This window comes from Nocardia colli (genome assembly GCF_008704205.1).
GTDB classification, from domain to species: domain Bacteria; phylum Actinomycetota; class Actinomycetes; order Mycobacteriales; family Mycobacteriaceae; genus Nocardia; species Nocardia colli.
In genome coordinates, this window is the sequence record NZ_VXLC01000030.1 from 25,496 (window position 1) to 43,785 (window position 18,290).

The 18,290-nt window shown below is 67.9% G+C and carries 17 protein-coding genes; 12 read left to right on the forward strand and 5 right to left on the reverse strand.

Features of this window, described 5'->3' with window-relative positions; all coding sequences use genetic code 11:
* Positions 1-5 precede the first annotated feature (5 nt).
* The 4 genes from F3087_RS39670 to F3087_RS39685 all read right to left on the reverse strand — a co-directional run bounded on the left by F3087_RS39670 (position 6) and on the right by F3087_RS39685 (position 5,521).
* The gene (locus F3087_RS39670; protein ID WP_150407320.1) at positions 6-1,424 is read right to left on the reverse strand and encodes a family 2B encapsulin nanocompartment shell protein; all 1,419 of its coding nucleotides are present in this window, start codon (positions 1,422-1,424) and stop codon (positions 6-8) included.
* 401 nt (positions 1,425-1,825) lie between these two features.
* Positions 1,826-3,421 (reverse strand): SulP family inorganic anion transporter, encoded by a 1,596-nt coding sequence (locus F3087_RS39675; RefSeq protein WP_150407321.1) that lies wholly within the window; start codon positions 3,419-3,421, stop codon positions 1,826-1,828.
* A 16-nt stretch (positions 3,422-3,437) separates the two neighbouring features.
* Complete coding sequence (locus F3087_RS39680) at positions 3,438-4,136, reverse strand: cysteine hydrolase family protein (RefSeq protein ID WP_150407322.1); 699 nt, start codon at positions 4,134-4,136, stop codon at positions 3,438-3,440.
* Positions 4,133-5,521 (reverse strand): allophanate hydrolase, encoded by a 1,389-nt coding sequence (locus F3087_RS39685; protein WP_150407323.1) that lies wholly within the window; start codon positions 5,519-5,521, stop codon positions 4,133-4,135. Before F3087_RS39685 ends, F3087_RS39680 begins: the two co-directional genes overlap by 4 nt.
* Before the next feature lie 126 nt (positions 5,522-5,647).
* Here F3087_RS39685 and F3087_RS39690 point away from each other — a divergent pair, with 126 nt between their 5' ends.
* The 7 genes from F3087_RS39690 to F3087_RS39720 all read left to right on the forward strand — a co-directional run bounded on the left by F3087_RS39690 (position 5,648) and on the right by F3087_RS39720 (position 11,508).
* Positions 5,648-5,929 (forward strand): DUF2277 domain-containing protein, encoded by a 282-nt coding sequence (locus tag F3087_RS39690; RefSeq protein WP_150407324.1) that lies wholly within the window; start codon positions 5,648-5,650, stop codon positions 5,927-5,929.
* 99 nt (positions 5,930-6,028) lie between these two features.
* The gene (locus F3087_RS39695; RefSeq protein WP_191094368.1) at positions 6,029-6,613 is read left to right on the forward strand and encodes a biotin transporter BioY; all 585 of its coding nucleotides are present in this window, start codon (positions 6,029-6,031) and stop codon (positions 6,611-6,613) included.
* Positions 6,606-7,721, forward strand: a complete 1,116-nt coding sequence (locus F3087_RS39700; protein ID WP_150407325.1) for an AMP-binding enzyme — start codon at positions 6,606-6,608, stop codon at positions 7,719-7,721. The genes F3087_RS39695 and F3087_RS39700 overlap by 8 nt, the downstream gene beginning before the upstream one ends.
* Positions 7,718-8,845, forward strand: a complete 1,128-nt coding sequence (locus F3087_RS39705) for a thiolase family protein (protein ID WP_150407326.1) — start codon at positions 7,718-7,720, stop codon at positions 8,843-8,845. The genes F3087_RS39700 and F3087_RS39705 overlap by 4 nt, the downstream gene beginning before the upstream one ends.
* On the forward strand, positions 8,842-9,522 hold the full coding sequence (locus F3087_RS39710; RefSeq protein WP_150407327.1) for an energy-coupling factor ABC transporter ATP-binding protein: 681 nt from the start codon (positions 8,842-8,844) through the stop codon (positions 9,520-9,522). Before F3087_RS39705 ends, F3087_RS39710 begins: the two co-directional genes overlap by 4 nt.
* Positions 9,519-10,121 (forward strand): energy-coupling factor transporter transmembrane component T family protein, encoded by a 603-nt coding sequence (locus F3087_RS39715; protein ID WP_150407328.1) that lies wholly within the window; start codon positions 9,519-9,521, stop codon positions 10,119-10,121. The genes F3087_RS39710 and F3087_RS39715 overlap by 4 nt, the downstream gene beginning before the upstream one ends.
* Positions 10,114-11,508, forward strand: coding sequence for an AMP-binding protein (locus F3087_RS39720; protein WP_150407329.1), 1,395 nt, complete (start codon positions 10,114-10,116; stop codon positions 11,506-11,508). The genes F3087_RS39715 and F3087_RS39720 overlap by 8 nt, the downstream gene beginning before the upstream one ends.
* Here F3087_RS39720 and F3087_RS39725 read toward each other — a convergent pair.
* Entirely contained in the window at positions 11,470-11,892 is a 423-nt protein-coding gene (locus F3087_RS39725) for a hypothetical protein (RefSeq protein WP_150407330.1), read from the reverse strand. The two genes, F3087_RS39720 and F3087_RS39725, sit on opposite strands and share 39 nt — an antisense overlap.
* Before the next feature lie 100 nt (positions 11,893-11,992).
* On the opposite strand from F3087_RS39725, the gene F3087_RS39730 reads away from it, so the two are divergent.
* The 5 genes from F3087_RS39730 (at position 11,993) to F3087_RS39750 (ending at position 18,192) form a co-directional block, all read left to right on the forward strand.
* On the forward strand, positions 11,993-12,322 hold the full coding sequence (locus F3087_RS39730; RefSeq protein WP_150407331.1) for an ArsR/SmtB family transcription factor: 330 nt from the start codon (positions 11,993-11,995) through the stop codon (positions 12,320-12,322).
* Positions 12,322-13,017 carry a cation transporter gene (locus F3087_RS39735; RefSeq protein WP_150407332.1) on the forward strand — a complete coding sequence of 232 codons (696 nt, stop codon included), beginning with the start codon at positions 12,322-12,324 and terminating at the stop codon, positions 13,015-13,017. Before F3087_RS39730 ends, F3087_RS39735 begins: the two co-directional genes overlap by 1 nt.
* 70 nt (positions 13,018-13,087) lie before the next feature.
* Entirely contained in the window at positions 13,088-14,794 is a 1,707-nt protein-coding gene (gene ilvD / locus F3087_RS39740) for a dihydroxy-acid dehydratase (protein ID WP_150407333.1), read from the forward strand.
* A gap of 150 nt (positions 14,795-14,944) precedes the next feature.
* Complete coding sequence (locus F3087_RS39745) at positions 14,945-16,453, forward strand: aldehyde dehydrogenase family protein (RefSeq protein WP_150407334.1); 1,509 nt, start codon at positions 14,945-14,947, stop codon at positions 16,451-16,453.
* A gap of 38 nt (positions 16,454-16,491) precedes the next feature.
* The gene (locus F3087_RS39750; RefSeq protein WP_150407335.1) at positions 16,492-18,192 is read left to right on the forward strand and encodes a DUF885 domain-containing protein; all 1,701 of its coding nucleotides are present in this window, start codon (positions 16,492-16,494) and stop codon (positions 18,190-18,192) included.
* Positions 18,193-18,290: the final 98 nt, after the last annotated feature.

An 18,290-nucleotide genomic window follows, 5' to 3' on the forward strand; every position in this document is an offset into this window, starting at 1 on the left:
CCTGGTCAGGCGGTCTGGCGGGCGACGAGGACGTTGTCGAGGATGCCGAGCGCGTCCGGGACGAGGATCGCCGCCGAGTAGTAGCAGCTCACCAGGTAGGAGATGATCGACTGGTCATCGATGCCCTTGAACCGGACGTTGAGACTCGGCTCGTACTCGTCGGGCAGTCCGGCCTGGTGCAGGCCGATGACGCCCTGATCCTTCTCGCCCAGGCGCATGGCGATGATCGACGTGGTCTGGGTGCCGCTGACCGGAATCTTCCCGCAGGGGAAGATCGGCACGCCCCGCCAAGCCGGCACGCGGTGGCCGTCGACGTCGACCGGGTCCGGGTACAGGCCGCGCTTGCTACATTCGCGACCGAACGCGGCGATCGCTTTCGGGTGGGCCAGAAAGAGTTTCGTGCTGCGGCGCATGCTGAGCAGCTCGTCCATGTCGTCCGGGGTGGGCGGGCCGGACTCGGTGTAGATACGCTGCTTCAGATCGCAGTTGTTCAGCAACCCGAAATCGGGGCTGTTGACCAGGTCGTATTCGCGGCGTTCGTAGAGCGCCTCGATGGTCAGCCGCAACTGCTGCTGGGTCTGGTTCATCGGATCGTTGAACAGGTCGGCGACGCGGGTGTGTACACGAAGCACGCTCTGCGCCAAGCTGAGCTCGTATTCGCGGGGGCTGGCGTCGTAATCGACGAACGTGCCGTCCAGTTCGGGTTCACCCTCGTGGCCCGAGGTGATCTGGATCGCCGCCTCGCCCTGCTTGTTCTGTGGCTGCGCGGCGGCGGCGGTCACCTGTGAAAGTTGCTCCCGAAGTGCTGGTGCATTGTCGAGTATGTCCTCCAGTGCCTGCCTCGGCATGACCAGCGTGGTGGTCTTGGTGACCGCCTTGACCGTGACCGGCCAAATGGCCGACGAGTCGGTGATGCACTCGTCGCCGAAGAAGTTACCGCCGGCCAGCATACCGAGCATGGTTTGCTCGCCGTATTCGCCGGAACCTATCTTGGCCAATTTACCGTGCACGATCAGTACGATCTGATTCATCTCGTTGCCGAATTCGGCTACGACCGTGCCCGGTTCGAGGTCGCGCTGCTCGAAACGGTCCGCCAGCGCGCGCAGGATGTCGTCGTCATCGACGTTGTGCAGCGCGCGCAGTTCACGCAGTTCCTGGGGAATGACCCGGGCCTGCGAGCCCTCGATGACGAACTCGATCTCGCCGTTGCCGAGGGTATGGGTGAGTCGGCGGTTCACCCGGTAGACGCCGCCGTTGACCTGTGTCCACGGCAACATCCTGGTCAGCCAGCGCGAGCTGATGCCCTGCATCTGGGGCTCGGATTTGGTGGTGGTCGCCAGCTGGTGCGCGGCTGCGGTACTCAGGCTCTTACGGCCGTTACCGTTACCATTGGTTTCGGTAGTAACCGGCATTTCGATTGTCATATTTGATCCTCACCTCGAAATGGTCACCTCGGACGGCCGACGTTGGAATATCCGAATAGGTGATCGTTCAGATTCGGTGGTTGTGTACGGCGGGTCGGCAGGCTGCATGAAGCCCGCGGAAACAGCACTCGAGCGAATGTTGCTATATGACAGCGCATTTCAGACGATGTTGATGTTAAGCCGCGGGACCTGTTGGGCGCAGGGAATATTGGAATATTAGTCGTTATTATTCGGATGGTTACGACACGTGTTCGATTGGGACACCGGTGGATAACGCCATGGCCTCGGATAAGGAAAGTCCGGACAGATCGCCGACAAGTAGCTATCTTCCGGCCGCACAGCGCAACGGCGCCACCTGGGCAGGTGACGCCGTTGCTCGAATGGCGGTGTTGCCGCGCGGATTACCCGCCGGGCGCCTCCACCGCCGGTTCGGCGGGCGGCTCGGTCGCTTCCTCGGGAGTGCGCAACAGCGAGTAGCCGAGGCAGACGACGCCGAAGAACAGATACCCCAGCGCGACCTGTGGCGCGGCCGCCCAGTCCACCTCGGCGGCGTGGATCAGCCCGATCCAGCTGAGCGCCGCACCGACCAGCGAGCCGAGTGCCGCAGCGATGAAACGCTTTTCGAGCACGAACGTCACCACGGCGCCGAGGACGAGGCCGGCCAGGACGGCACCGGAACCGAGCGTTTTCAGGCCGTCGTAGACGACTCCGGCCTGGCCGAGCGCATCGGCGCCGACCTTGTCCGCGGACGTGCCCGCCGCACTGAGCGCGTTATCGATCAAACCGACCGCCCACTCCGCGAGGTTCGGCAGCAGCGCCGCGACGACGGCGACCGCATGCACGCGCGGCACCGCTTGGAACGCCTGCGCACCGATCAGCAGCCCGATATAGAGCAGGATCGGCACGATGGCCGGAATCGGCAGCACGGTGGCGAGCAGCCCGAAAAGTCCGAGCAGGCACATCAATCCGATCACCGCGCCGCTGGCCAGCGAGTATCCGGTCCGCCCGCCCGCGTCCTTCCAGCCAGGATGGCCGATGTAGACCGCGGGCGGGAAGGGCGAGCCGAAACCCGATCCGATGATCGCGCCGAAGCCGTCGGCGAGCAGCACGCTGCGCAGGTTGTAGTTGTCGCCGGCGGCCGCGGCGCTCTCCACATTGCTCATCGCCTCGGTGAAGTTGTAGACGCCCAGTGGAATTGCCGTCGCGAGCAGCGGAGCGAGGTTGCTCAATCCGTCGAAGAGCAGATCGATCCGCAGGTCGGGCAGCCCGAGCGCGATATCGTGCGCGGCCTTCGAGACGTCCGGCGCCGACATATAGCCGCCGATCCAGCCGATCGCGGTGCCGACCAGCAGCGCGACCAGGCCGACCGGAATGTTGCCCGGCAGCTTCACATCGGTGAAGAAGCCGATCAGGATGATGGCGAGCACCGGCAACCCGATCCAGGCGGCCTCCCACATCTGCGCGGCGGGCCGCATGGCGATGAAGGTGATGGAGATGCCGGCCAGGGTGCCGAGCATGGCGGCCCGCGGGGTGATCCGGCGGATGAACGGACCGACGAACGCGCCGATCATCACGATGACGCCGATCATGAACGCCCAGGCCAGACCCGCCGCCCAGGCCTTCAGGGGATCGTTGGTCTTCAGATAGATCGGCAGCATGACCACGAACACGACGATGAACATGTGCGGCACGCTCGGGCCGTACGGCAGCGCGGTCACCGTCGCGCGCCCTTCGCGACGGGCGAGGCGGCGCGCCAGCACCATGTAGTAGAGATTGCCGAGCACCAGGGCGACGCCCAACGCGGGTAGTACGGTGCCGAGCACATCGCCGCTCGGGATCTTGACCACCGCGATGGACAGGGTGGTGAGCGTGAGCACGTTCACCAGGATGTTGAAGGCGAGCCCGAAGAAGGCATTGGTGTCGCCGCGGGTCCACCACGGGAGGGTAAGCGGGGCAACGGGTTCGGTTGCGTCGGTGATTTTCGTATCGACGGACATCGGTGGTTCCTGTTCGCTAAGCCGGGGTGTTCGCGGTGGCCGCGGACGCGAGTGCGCCGATGATCGGCGCGGAATCGGCGACCCAGCCGAAGATGCCGCCCTGCGCGGCGATCATCGCCAGCCCGGCCCGCTGGAAGTCGGGGAAATACGAACCGACACAGTCGGATACGACCAAGCAGTCATAACCACGGTCGTTCGCTTCGCGCACCGTCGTGTGCACGCACACCTCGGTGGTGACGCCGGTGACCAGGAGTGATTCGATCGAGTTCTGCTGGAGGACCGCCGCGAGATCGGTGGCGTAGAACGCGCCCTTGCCCGGCTTGTCGATCACCACTTCGCCGGCCAGCGGGGTCAATTCGTCGATGATGTCGTGGCCGTACTCGCCGCGGATGAGGATGCGCCCGAACCGGCCGGGATCGCCGATGCGCTGAGTCGGGTTGCCCCGCTGCAGCTTTGCCGGTGGACAGTCCGACAGATCCGGTAGGTGGCCCTCGCGGGTGTGGATCACCGCAAGCCCCGCCGCGCGGGCCGCGGCGAGCAGCCGGGCCAGCGGATCGATCACGGTCCGCAGCAGCGCCACGTCGTTGCCGAGGCTTTCCCCGAATCCGCCGGGGAGCAGGAAGTCGCGCTGCATGTCGATCACGAGCAGGGCGGTGGTGTACGGATCGAAGGCGAATGGTGTCGGTTGGGCCGGAATGTGTTGTACTGCGGTCATCTTCGTTCTTTCTGTACGAGCCGGATATCCAGGTGCGCCTCAGCCAGGCGCGGCTCGTCGAGGATTCGGGCGGCCGCCGCGAGCACCGTGTCGTCGGCGAGTGCGGGTCCGAAGACCATCGCCGAGACGGGGCGGCCGTCCGAGGTCGTGCCGACCGGCACCGCGATGGCGGTGAGGTCGAGCAGGTTGCCGAAATGGGTGTAGTGACCCAGCATCGTGTTGGTGTCGATGGGGTTGGCGAGCACCTCGCCGATCGTGCAGGTGGTGCCGATCGTCGGAACGACCATGACGTCGCAGTCGGCCCACATCCGGGCGACCACCGCACGCAGCTCCTGTAGCTGCTGCTGGGCGCGGAACACGTCGACCGCATTGAATTCATAACCGCTGGTGAGGATCTCGCGGATGACCGGCAGGATCGACTCGGGATGTTCGTCGAGGAAATCGCCGAACTCGACGAGTCGCTCGGCGACCCAGGGGCCTTGGTACAGCAAGGCGCCCGCGTCCAGAAACGGCGTCAGTGTGGTTGGCACGCAGTCGAATCCGAGCCCGTACAGGCGGTCGCGCACGCCGAGGTGCGCGGTGCGGAAGGCCTCGTCGCCGAAGAACTCCAGCTCCGATTCGGCGGGCAGCCCGACCCGGATGGGTCCGCCGCGGTACCGCGCTCCGCGCGCTCGGCTCCACGGGTCGGCCGGATCCGGGGCGGCGATCACCGCGAACACCCGGTCCAGATCTTCGATTCGCGACGCCATCAGCGTCAGGCAGTCGAGCGACTTGCACGCGGGCACGAGCCCGACCGTGCTGATCAGTCCGCGCGACGGCTTCCAGCCGAGGATTCCGTTGAGCGCGGCCGGAACTCGGCCCGAGCCCGCGGTGTCGGTGGCGACACAGAACGGCACCTGACCGAGGGCGACGGCCAGCGCGGACCCCGAGCTGGAACCGCCAGAGATCAGGTCGCCGCCGAAGACGCTGCGCGGCATCGGGTACGGGGTTCTGGTCCCGTTCAAGCCGGTCGCGAACTGGTCGAGATTGGTCTTGCCGACGTAGAGCGCGCCCGCGTCGAGCAGGCGCCGCACCGCGGGCGCGGTTTCGGTGGCTACATAGGCGAAGTCGGGACAGGCCAGCGTGGTCGGCCGGCCCGCGACGTCGATGCTGTCCTTGACCCCGAACGGCACGCCGTAGAGCGGAAGGGTGCGGGCGCCCGGCCGGCGCTCGAGTTCCGCGGCAGCGGCGAGCAGCTCTGCGCGCGGCACCGGGGTGATCCAGGTGCCGTCGGCGCCCCGCGCCTCGATGGCATCCGCGACCCGCGCCACGGTGCTGCTCGGCGAGCCGCTGCCGCTTTCGTGCGAGGCGAGAATCTCCGCGACAGTGGGCCCTGGATTTCGCATTTGTCGATTGTCGGCAGCATGTGTGAAGCGGACGGCTTCGCAATGTATCCGCTGTGTTAGGTGTTCTGGGCGGTGTGTACGGCTGCTGCACTGCTGTGTGTCGGTGCGGCGGATTAGCCTCGGGGTATGTGCCGAAACATCACTGCCCTGCGGGGGCTGGAGCCCGCGGCGACGCCGGAGGAGATCCAGGCCGCCGCGCTGCAATACGTACGTAAGGTCGGCGGGTTGTCGAGCATCTCGGCCGCGACCCAGCCTGCGGTCGATGCCGCGGTCGCCGACATCGCCGCGATCACCACCCGCCTGCTCGACCAACTGCCGGATCGCAAGGTGCCGCCGAAGTCGGTGCCGCCGCTGCGCCGCCCGGAGGTGCAGGCGCGGATCCAGGCCAGGGCGCACTCGCACGACTAGTCGTCGGCCTCGGCATCGGTCGCTGTGCGCGGGTGCGTTCGGCGAACGCGCGCCTGCTATCTTGAACGTCGTTCAAGCTGGTAGTTGGAGGAAGTCGTCGTGGACGGTGTCGAGAACCCTCGTCGTTCGAGAGTTGCCTTTTCCGCGCGGGACATCGCGCAGGTAGCGGTCTTCGCCGCGCTGATCGCGGCGATGGGACTGCCGGGCGCGATCACGGTCGGATTCAGCGGTGTGCCGATCACGGTGCAGACGCTCGGCGTCATCCTGGCCGGCGCGGTGCTCGGTGCGCGCAAGGGGACGGCCGCGGTGCTGGTGTTCCTAGGGCTGACGTTGATCGGGTTGCCGCTGCTCTCGGGTGGTCGCACGGGCCTGACCGCGATGGCCGGGCCGAGCGCCGGATACCTCGGCGGCTGGGCGCCCGCGGCGCTGGTCATCGGTCTGCTCACCGCCCGGATCCTGCCCAAGTACCCGCTGGTGCTGGGCCTGCTGATCAACGCGCTCGGCGGGATCCTGGTCATTTATCTCTTCGGCACGCTCGGGCTGCTGCTGCGCACCGATCTGGACTTCGCGCACGCGGTCAGCACCAACTTCGCGTTCATTCCGGGCGATCTGGCCAAGGTTGTGGTCGCGACGGTGGTCGCCAAGGGTGTGCACCGCGCGTACCCCGGTCTGATTCGTGCGTAGTCCGGAGCTCGGTGGGTCCGGCCAGCAGCCGGCCATCGAATTCGACGGCCGCACTTACAGTTACGCGCGGCTCGACCGTGCGATCGATGAGTGGATCGAGCGGGACACCGCGGTTGTGTACGACGCGTCGGCGCTGCCGGTTCCGGATGCGTTGATCTGCGTCTGTGCGGCGGCTCGGCGGGGGGTGCCGGTGATCGTCGAGAATCCCGAGGCGCGTTCGGCTCGGGCGGACCTTCCGGAGTCGGCGTTTCTGCTGGTGACGACGTCGGGGTCGACGGGGTGTCCACGGCCGCTGGCCCGTACCGCCGCGTCCTGGTACGACAGCTTTCCGGCGTTCACCACGATCACCGGGGTCGAAGCCACGGACCGGGTGCTCATCACGGGGCCCTTGCACGCGACCATGCATCTGTTCGGCGCGCTGCATGCGTTGTGGCGGGGCGCGTGCGTGACCGACGATCCGACGCGGGCCACGGTCGTGCATGCGGTGCCCGCGGTGCTTCGCGACGTGGTCGACCAGGCGCCGGAGCTGCGCACAGCCATCGTCGCGGGCATCGCCCTGGATGACGGCGCTCGTACGGCGGCAGGCAGGGTCTCGATTGTCGAGTACTACGGGTCGGCGGAGGTTTCGCTCGTCGCGGCTCGGCGGGTGCCGGAGCCGCTTCGATTGCTGGACGAGGTGGATGCCGAGGTACGCGACGGGCTGCTTTACGTGCGGACCCCGTACCGCGTGCTGGGGGCTCCCGAATGGTTCGGCGTCGGTGACCTGGCCGAACTCGGTCCGGACCGTGAGCTTGTCGTTCGAGGCCGGGGCGAATCCGCGATCAATGTCGGCGGCACCACCGTCCTCGCCGAGGACGTCGAGCGCATTCTCGGGACGCTCGACGGGGTCGCCGCCGTGGCGGTGGTCGGGTCGCCACACGCGGTGTTCGGTGAGATCGTCACGGCCGCAGTGCAACTCGATGGCGTCGGGCTCGACGCGGTGCGGGCGCAGGCGCGCGGGCTGCTGATGAAAGAGGCGATGCCGCGACGCTGGGTGCCGCTGTCGACGCTGCCCCGGACCGCCAGTGGGAAGGTGGCTCGGGGTCAGCTGAAAGACTTGCTGGCATGAACCCGGTTCCCGTGCTGGTAGCGCCGCGTCGAACGCCGATCGGCAATGCCGGGCACGGGTTCGCCGAGCTGACCACCACCGATCTGGCCGCGCCGGTGTTGCGCGAGGTGTTGTCGACGTTGCGCGGTGCGGGCGTCGAGGCCGCGGTGGACGATGTCGTGCTCGGCAATTGCCTGGGGCCCGGTGGGGACCCGGCCCGGAACGCGGCGTTGGCGGCGGGTTTCGGGGTCGAGGTTCCCGGGGTCACGGTGGATCGGCAGTGCGGGTCCGGGCTGGACGCGGTGATGCAGGCGGCGCTGCGGGTGCGCGGCGGGGGAGACGAACTGATTCTGGCGGGCGGGGTCGAGTCGGCGAGCACCGCGCCGTGGCGATTCTGGCCGCCGGCCGCGGGGGCTGATCCGGTGCGGTACACCCGTGCTCCCTTTGCGCCGCAAGGCTTTCCGGATCCCGACATGGGGGTCGCGGCGGACGATTTGGCGCGAGTTCGGGGGATCAGCAGAGAGCGGCAGGACGCGTATGCGGCGCGTTCGCACAGTCTTGCTGCTGCTGCTGACTTTTCGGCGGAGATCGTGCCGATCGGGGAGGTGCGTCGCGACGAGCGCATCCGGGCGGGGATGACCGAGGCGCGGCTCGCGCGGTTGCGGCCCAGTTTCGGCGCTGAGGGGACGGCGACGGCGGGTAACTCGTGTGGCATTTCCGACGGGGCGGCCGTATTGGCCGTGACGACCGAGTCGCTGGCCGGTGGGTTGCCCGCGTTGCGGGTACTCGGGTCGGCGGTCGCCGGGTCCGATCCCGCCTACCCGGGGCTCGGGCCGGTTCCGGCTATCCGGAAGCTGTTGCGCCGCACGGGAGTCGACGTCGCGGAGCTGGGGATCGTCGAGATCACCGAAGCTTTCGCCTCGGTGGTGCTCGCGGTGTCGGACGAGCTCGGGTTGGACGAATCGACGATCTGCCCGCAGGGCGGGGCGATCGCGATGGGGCATCCGTGGGGCGCGTCGGGAGCTATCTTGCTGGTGCGGTTGGCGAGTCAGATGCTGCGCGAGGGTGGGCCCGCGCTCGGGCTCGCCGCGTGTGCCATCGGCGGCGGGCAGGGTGTTGCGATGCTGGTGGAGCGTGTGGCATGAGTGAGATCGTCTTCTCGTCGGTGACGCACAGTTTCGGTGAGCGAAAAGTACTGCGCGGCATCGACCTTCGGATCACCGAGCGGCGGGTCGGCATCATCGGCGCGAACGGTTCGGGTAAGTCGACACTCGCGCGCATGATCAACGGGTTGCTCGCGCCGACCTCGGGCACCGTCACGGTCGACGGCATCGACGCGGCGCGCAAGGGTGGGCAGGTGCGGCGCAAGGTCGGATTCGTATTCACCGACCCGGATACCCAGATCGTCATGCCGACGGTCGCCGAGGATCTCGCTTTCTCGTTGCGCAGAACAGGTTTGAGCAAGCAGGAGGTCGCGGCGCGGGTCGAGGAGATGCTGGTCCGGTTCCGGCTGCACGAGCACGGCGACCATCCCTCGCATCTGCTCTCCGGTGGGCAGAAGCAACTGCTCGCCATCGGCGCGGTCCTCATCCGCAGGCCCGAGGTGATCATTGCCGACGAGCCGACCACCCTGCTGGATCTGCGCAACGCCCGCGTCGTCGCCGACGCGCTGGACGCGATGGATCAGCAGGTGATCGTGGTGACCCACCAGCTCGCGCTGCTGGACAGTTTCGAGCGGGTCATCGTGATCGACGACGGACTCGTGGCCTTCGACGGAACGCCCGCCGCCGCCGTCCCCGCCTACCGGGAACTGGTCGAATGATCGGGCTCTACCGTCCCGGCGACTCGCTGCTGCACCGAATGCCCGCCGGGGCAAAGCTGTTGCTGCTGATCGGGTCGATCGTGGCGGCAACTGTATTCGTGCGCAACCCGATCGAGGTCGGGGTCGTCGGTGTGCTGGTGGCCGGGTTGTTCGCGCTGGCCCGCATTCCCGTCGAAGTCGCTGTGGCGCAGCTGCGTCCGATGGTGTGGATGCTGCTGATCATCGCAGTGTTCCAGGTGCTGATCACCTCGCCCGCGCGAGCCGTCGTCGTGTGCGGGGTGCTGTTGATCTCGGTGGCGCTGGCCGCGCTGGTCACGCTGACCACCCGTGTGACCGACCTGCTCGACACCGTGACGCGCGCGCTCGGCCCGTTGCGCAGGTTCGGCGTCGACCCGGATCGCGTCGGTTTGCTTCTCGCGCTTGCCATCCGGTGTGTTCCCTTACTGGCCGGAATCGTGCACGATGTCGCAGAGGCACGGCGGGCGCGCGGCCTGCAATGGTCGATGACCGCGCTCGCGACGCCGGTACTGGTACGCGCGCTGCGCACCGCCGACGCGATGGGCGACGCCCTCGCCGCGAGAGGAGTCGACGATGACTGAGCTGCCGGCCGAGCGCATAGCCCGCCGCGTCACCGAATCACCGGACTCGCCCGCCATCATCTCCGCCCGCGAACGCATCGACTACCGCGAATTCTGGACCCGCGTCACCCGCACCGCCGCCGGCCTCGACGGCATGAATCGCGTTGCGGTGCTACCCACTTCGGACATCGAATCACTGGTCGCCGTAACCGCGGCCATGCACGCAGGCGTCAGCATCGTTCTACTGCACCGGCACCTCATGCCCGAGCAGCTGGCTCGGGTCCTCGACCTCTCGAAACCGGGTGCGGTCGTCGCGTCGCCTCCGCAACACCGCCGACTGCGGAAGATGGGATACGACGGCGCAATTCAGACCGTCGCCGATTTGGAATCCGACGGCTCGACATCGCGCGTGTTGCCCGAGACCGAACTGCTCGTCGGCATCACGTCCGGCACTACCGGTGAACCGAAACTCTTCGTGCGCAACCAGCAATCCTGGGCCACCACCCTGGACCGCTCCGACGCCACCTTCGACATCGCGCCCCGCGACCTCGTCTCGACCCCCGGCGTCCTCGACCACACCCACTTCCTCTACGGCGCACTGCACGCGCTGACCCGAGGCGCGGCTGTCGACCTCCGACCGGTCCTCGAATCACTCGAAGACGGTGCGACACACCTGTATTCGGTGCCGACGATCGCCTGGGACATCGTCCGGTCGGGCACCGGCCCGTACCCCGATGTCCGCGAGGTACTTTCGTCGGCGGCCCGCTGGCCACGCACGGGAAGACAATCGCTGCAAGAGATCCTGCCGAACGCCTCCCTCGTGCACTTCTATGGTGCCTCCGAACTGAGCTTCGTCTCCTTCGACCGAGGACTCGGGAACCCCGGCGAGAACTCGGCTGGTCAACTCTTCGACGGCGTCGACATCGACATCCGCGACGGCCTCGTCTTCGTCCGCAGCGACATGCTCTTCGACGGCTACCTGACCGAAAGCGGCCTCGCCGACGGCCCGGTCGACGGGTGGATGTCGGTGGGGGACAGCGGTCAAATCCTCGGCAACGAACTCCACCTCTTCGGCCGAAGCAGCGAAATGCTCATCCGAGCCGGCCTCAACGTCGAACCCGCCGCCATCGAATCCGCCCTGACCGCCCTCCCCGGCATCACCGAAGCCGCCTGCATCGCCGTCCCCGACCCCCGCATGGGCGAGGCCCCCGCCGCCGCGATAGTCGTAGACGAGACCGCCCCCGACATCGACGAGATCTGGCGGCACCTCCGCGCAACCCTCCCCAGCCCGAGCATCCCGGTGCAGGTCCTCCTGCTCGACAGTCTCCCGCGCACACCGCGCGGAAAGCTCGACCGCCCCGCCCTCGCCTCAGCGCTCGAACGGGATCGCGTAAACCGGCGGACTTAGTGCCCCATAGGCGAAGTGCTCTTCATGATCGAGCACGAGGATCTGGACTGCCCCAGGCCGCTCGGCCACGACCACGACATCATCTTGTGCGGGGTACCACAGGTCGTCGAAGCATTTGGCGAAGCGATCGAACCGCATGCGTACCGCTGTGGTGTCGGCAGGCCACGCGATCTCGACCCACTCGGATTGGGCGATCGGCAACGCCCGCAGCCACTCTCGAATCGCCTCCGGCTCGAGTTCGCCTACGTCCAACACTGTCTCCGAAGTCCTGAGTAGCTGCCGCACGGCACGCAGGCCGCCGGCCAGTGCGAGCAGCCGGTCGAAGTTCGTCCGGTCGTCGACTGCGCCGAGCCTGTTCAAGGTTTGCGCCAGCATCGGCGGCATCCTGCTCTCCTTCGCTCCCTACGTGAGGGATCGCACCGAGGGTACCCGGAGGTGCCAGTACAGATTGACGTGAATACAGAAATATCTGTACCGTCCAGGTATGGCCACCTTGGTGCACAGCGACGCGTTGTCGCGGTTCGGGTATGCGTTGTCGGATTCGACGCGGTCGCAGATCCTGCTCGCGTTGCGGACTGCGCCGAGTTATCCGTCCGACCTTGCCGATCGGATCGGGGTGTCCCGGCAGATCCTGTCGAATCACCTTGCCTGCCTGCGGGGTTGCGGGCTGGTCGTGGCGGTGCCGGAAGGGCGGCGGAGTCGGTACGAGTTGGCGGATCCGCGGATCGGCCGTGCGCTGGACGATCTGGTCGGCCTGGTGCTGGCGGTCGATCCGGCCTGCTGTCCGGATTCCGATCGCGAGGGGTGCTGCTGATGGCCTCGGACCTGGGGTTGCCGATCGCCGCGAGTGGTCCGAGTTCGGCACGGCGACAGGTTCTTTCGCGGCGGATTCGACTGTTCGTGGCGGCGACGATCACCTACAACGTGATCGAGGCGGTGATCGCGTTGAGCGAGGGCGCACGGGTGTCCTCGACGGCGTTGATCGGATTCGGACTCGACTCGGTGATCGAGGTGTCCTCCGCGGCGGCGGTGGCGTGGCAGTTCGCCGGTAAGAATCCTGAAGCGCGGGAACGGGTTACGTTGCGGATCATCGCGTTCTCGTTCTTCGCGCTGGCGCTGTATGTCACCGTCGACGCGATTCGCTCGCTGCTCGGGCTCGGCGAGGCGCGGCATTCGACCGTCGGGATCGCTTTGGCCGCAGTGAGTTTGGCGGTGATGCCGGTGCTGTCGCTGGCGCAACGGCGGGCCGGCCGGGAGCTGGGGTCGCTGACGGCGGTCGCGGATTCGAAGCAGACGCTGCTGTGCACCTACCTCTCTGCGGTGCTGCTGGTAGGTCTACTGCTCAACAGCCTGTTCGGCTGGTCGTGGGCGGACCCGATCGCGGCGCTGGTCATCGCGATCGTCGCGATCAAGGAGGGGCGCGATGCGTGGCGGGGCGACACGTGCTGTGCCCCGCCGATCGCGGCAGGCCGGCCCGACGCCGCCGGGCACGACTGCGAGTGCTGCTGAGGCGGACCTTCGAACATCCCGGGCGTGGGCGCTGCGGTATTCGAATCCGACCGGAGGATGATGGGTAATCGTGCCCACTGATCCGAACGCCCCCGATATCAAGCCCCGCAGCCGCGACGTCACCGACGGCCTGGAGAAAACCGCCGCCCGCGGCATGCTGCGCGCGGTCGGCATGGGCGACGACGACTGGGAGAAGCCGCAGATCGGCGTGGCCTCGTCCTGGAACGAGATCACCCCCTGCAACCTCTCGCTCGACCGGCTCGCCCACGCCTCCAAGGACGGCGTGTTCGCCGCAGGGGGTTTCCCGATGCAGTTCGGCACCATCTCGGTGTCCGACGGCATCTCCATGGGCCACGAGGGGATGCACTTCTCGCTGGTCTCGCGCGAGGTGATCGCCGACAGCGTCGAGACGGTCATGCAGGCCGAACGGCTCGACGGCTCGGTCCTGCTCGCCGGCTGTGACAAGTCGCTGCCCGGCATGCTGATGGCCGCCGCTCGGCTGAACCTGGCCAGCGTGTTCCTCTACGCCGGTTCGATCCTGCCGGGCATCGCGAAGATGTCCGACGGCAGCGAGCGCGAGGTCACCATCATCGACGCGTTCGAGGCGGTCGGCGCCTGCTCGCGCGGGCTGATGAGCCGCGCGGACGTGGACGCCATCGAGCGCGCCATCTGTCCCGGTGAAGGCGCCTGCGGCGGCATGTACACCGCGAACACCATGGCCAGCGCGGCCGAGGCGATGGGCATGTCCCTGCCCGGCAGCGCGGCGCCGCCGGCGACCGATCGCCGCCGCGACGGTTACGCCCGGCGCAGCGGCGAAGCCGTGGTGGAGCTGCTCCGCCGCGGGATCACCACCTCCGACATCCTGACCAAGGAGGCGTTCGAGAACGCCATCGCCGTCGTCATGGCGTTCGGCGGCTCCACCAACGCCGTGCTGCATCTGCTGGCCATCGCGCACGAGGCGAACGTCGACCTGAAGCTGGCCGATTTCGCGCGGGTCGGCCGCCGGGTGCCGCACCTCGCCGACGTGAAGCCCTTCGGGCGGCACGTGATGACCGACGTGGACCGCGTCGGCGGCGTGCCGGTGATGATGAAGGCGCTGCTCGATGCCGGTCTGCTGCACGGGGATTGCCTCACCGTGACCGGCCGGACCGTGGCGGAGAACCTGGCCGCGATCGCGCCGCCGGACCCCGACGGCAAGGTCGTGCGGGTGATGACGTCGCCGATCCACCCGACCGGCGGCATCACCATCCTGGAGGGCACGCTCGCGCCCGGCGGCGCGGTGGTCAAGTCGGCCGGTTTCGACTCGGATGTATTCACCGGCACGGCAAGGGTTTTCGACCGCGAGCGGGCGGCGATGGACGCCCTCGAAGACGGCACCATCTCGGCGGGCGACGTGGTCGTCATCCGCTACGAGGGACCGAAGGGCGGCCCGGGCATGCGCGAGATGCTCGCGATCACCGCGGCGATCAAGGGCGCGGGACTCGGCAAGGACGTCTTGCTGCTCACCGACGGACGCTTCTCCGGCGGCACCACCGGACTGTGCGTGGGGCATGTCGCGCCGGAAGCGGTCGACGGCGGCCCGATCGCGTTCGTCCGCGACGGTGATCAGATCCGTCTCGATGTCGGTGCAGGCACCCTCGACCTGCTGATCGAGCCTGCGGAACTGGCCCGCCGCGCCGAGGGCTGGGAGCCGCTGCCGCCCCGCTACACCCGCGGTGTGCTGGCCAAGTACTCGAAGCTGGTCGGGTCTGCGTCCTACGGTGCGGTCTGCGGGTAACGCCTGACTCCAGCCGCACGCCTTCTGATTGCCCGCACTACGACTTGCCGCACTGACACGCGTGCGGATGTCAAAAGGCGTGCGGCCGGCCGAGCTAGCCCCCTCGAATGACGTCTTTCGGAAACCCGATGGGTCGATAAGACTTTTTGCGTGATCGATGGACAGTCGAGTGTGTCGGTTGAGGGTTTCACCGCCGAGGTGGGGGAGACCTTCGCGTCGTACGATCCGGCGAACGGGGCGGTGGTCGGCACCTATCCGGTGCACTCCGCGGCCGAGGTCGGCGCGGCGGTCCGGCGGGCCCGTGAAGCGCAGGCGTCGTGGGCGGAGGTCGGGTTCGACGAGCGTAAACGGGTGCTGTTGGCGTGGCGCTCGTCGCTGGTCAAGCGCCGCACCGAACTGGAAGACCTGGTGCATGCGGAGAACGGAAAACCGCACGCGGACGCGACGATCGAGGTGATCGTCGCGGTCCAGCACATCGACTGGGCGGCCAAGCATGCGCGAAAGGTGCTCGGCCCGCGGCGAGTCGGGTCCGGACCGTTCATGGTCAACCAGTCGGCCCGGCTGGAGTATCGGCCGCTGGGCGTGATCGGCATCCTCGGCCCGTGGGACTTCCCGGTCTTCGGTCCGGTCGGCACCGCCGCGTACGCGCTCGCGGGCGGAAATGCCGTGGTGCTCAAGCACAGTGAGTACACCCCGGGGATCGGGGAGTGGCTGGCCGAGAGCTTCGGTCGTGTCGCCGGGGACGATCGGCTGTTCCAGACCGTCACCGGCGCCGACGCGACTGGCGAGGCACTGTGCCGCTCCGGCGTCGACAAGATCAGTTTCACCGGCTCGCTGCCCACCGCGCGAAAAGTCTTGGCCGCCTGCGCCGAAACGCTCACCCCCGTGCTCGTGGACGCCGGCGCCTCGGATGTTCTCGTGGTCGACGAGGACGCGGATCTGGCGGCGGCAGCCGACGCGGCGGTGTGGGGCGCGATGAACAACGCCGGGCAGGTCTGCATCTCGGTGGAGCGCGCGTACGTGCACGAGCGGGTCTACGACGCGTTCGTCGGCCAGGTCGTCGAGCTCACCGGGAAACTGAAAGCCGGTGCGGGACAACCGATCGGCCCGATCACCATGCCGGAACAGGTGGAGGTCGTCCGGCAGCACATCACCGACGCACTGGAACGCGGCGGCAAGGCGCTGACCGGCGGCCTGGACGGCATCGGCGACCGCTACATCCAGCCGACCATCCTGGTGGACGTCCCGGAGGACGCCCTGGTCGTCCGCGCGGAAACCTTCGGCCCGGTCCTGGTCGTCGCCAAGGTCGCCGACATGGACGAGGCCCTGGCCAAGTCGAACGCCACCGGCTTCGGGCTCGGCGGCGCGGTCTTCGCCGGCGCTCGCGGTCTGGATCTGGCCCGGCGCATGCGCTCCGGGATGACCTCGGTGAACTCGGTCGTCGCCTACGCGGGTGTCCCCGCGCTCCCGTACGGCGGGGTGGGCAACTCCGGTTTCGGCCGGATCCACGGACCGGACGGACTACGCGAGTGGACCACCGCCAAAGCCATTACCCGTCAACGTTTTTCGAACCCGGTGCGGACGACGACCTTCACCCGCCGCCCGCTCGACAATCGCCTGCTTGCCGCCGCGGCCCGAATTCTCTACGGGCGCAATTGAGCTTGTCACCAGCGCCGAATTCGAGCAGAGTCCATGAGATGGATGAGACCACAACCGATTCGACTCCTGTGCGTACGGCGCGCGGCATCGCGGACGCGTATGTCGACGCCATGGCCGAGCTCGACCCGCTGATCGCGGTCCGGCTCGGGCGCAACCTCGACGACGACCGACTCCCCGACCTGTCCCCGGCGGGCCTCGAGGCGACGGCCGCGCGCGCCCGCGTCACCCTCGCCGAACTCGAGGCCGCCGAGCCCGCCGGCGGCTATCCGGACGTGACCGACCGGCGCTGTGCCACCTTGCTGCGCGAGCGGCTCACCGCAGAACTGGCCGTGCACGACGCCGGGGAGCATTTCCGGGCGATCCGCAATATCGCCTCCCCGGTGCACGACCTCCGCGAACTGTTCACGCTGCTACCGACCGACACCGAGGCGCAGTGGCGGGCCATCGGCCGCCGACTGAACCGGGTGCCGCTGGCGCTGGCCCAGTACCGATCCACGCTCACCGAGGGAATCGATCGCGGGCTGCTGGCCGGACCTCGGCAAGTCAGCGCGGTGACCGAGCAGTTCGAGGAATGGATCGCCGGTGACAATCCGGGCGGCTGGTTCGGCGATTTCGTCGCGCCGGCTCCGGAATCGCTGCGCGCCGAACTGGATTCGGCCGCGGTCAGCGCGAACGCCGCCGTGGCGGAATTGCACGACTGGCTGCGAGATGTCTACGGCCCGAAGGCAATCGATGCCCCCGATACGGCAGGGCGAGAGCGGTATCAGCGTTGGGTGCGCTATTGGAGCGGCGCCGATCTCGACCTCGACGAGGCCTACACCTGGGCCTGGGAGCAGTTGCGCGACGTCGACGCGCAGATGCGCGCCGAGGCGGAAAAGGTGTTGCCGGGTTCGACACCGCTACAGGCTATGGAGTGGTTGGAGCAGCAGGGCCCGGCGCTGGACAGTCCGGAGAATGCTCGCCGCTACCTGCAGGATCTGATGGATCGAGCCATCACCGATCTGCAAGGGACCCATTTCGATCTCGCCGAGCCGCTGCTGAAGATCGAGTCGATGATCGCGCCGCCGGGTAGCGCCGCCGCGCCCTACTACAGCGAGCCGTCACTGGACTTCAGCCGCCCGGGCCGCACCTGGCTGCCGGTGCTCGACCCGGCCCGGATTCCGGTGTGGAGTCTGATCACCACCTGGTATCACGAGGGTGTCCCGGGGCATCATCTGCAAATCGCGCAGTGGGTTTACCTGGCGGATCAGCTGTCCGTCTATCAGGTCAGCCTGGGCGACGTGAGCGCCAACGTTGAGGGCTGGGCGCTGTACGCGGAGCGCCTGATGGACGAACTCGGTTATCTCACCGATCCCGGCCACCGCCTCGGCTACCTCAACGCGCAGATGCTGCGGGTACTCCGGGTGATCCTCGATATCGGCCTGCACGTCGGGCTCGACTATCCGGCCGACTCACCGTATCGGCCCGGCGAGCGGCTGGAGCCGGACAATGCCAGGGAGTTCTTCGCGCTGTACTGCGGACTGCCGCCGGAACACCTGGACAGCGAGCTGATTCGCTACCTCGGCTGGCCCGGTCAGGCGATCGGATACAAGCTCGGTGAGCGCGCTTGGTTGCGTGGCCGTGCCGCCGCGCAGGCAGCACACGGCGATGCCTTCGATCTGAAGGCGTGGCACATGGCCGCGTTGTCACAGGGTTCGCTCGGACTAGACGACCTCGTCGCTGAACTCTCCGCACTCTGAGAGTTCGCCCGCCCCTAGGGAATTGCCGTCTCTGGGGGCGGGCGCCGGCTCCACACCGCAACCTTGTGCGGCCGATAGGTCCGCCCTCATTGTCGCGG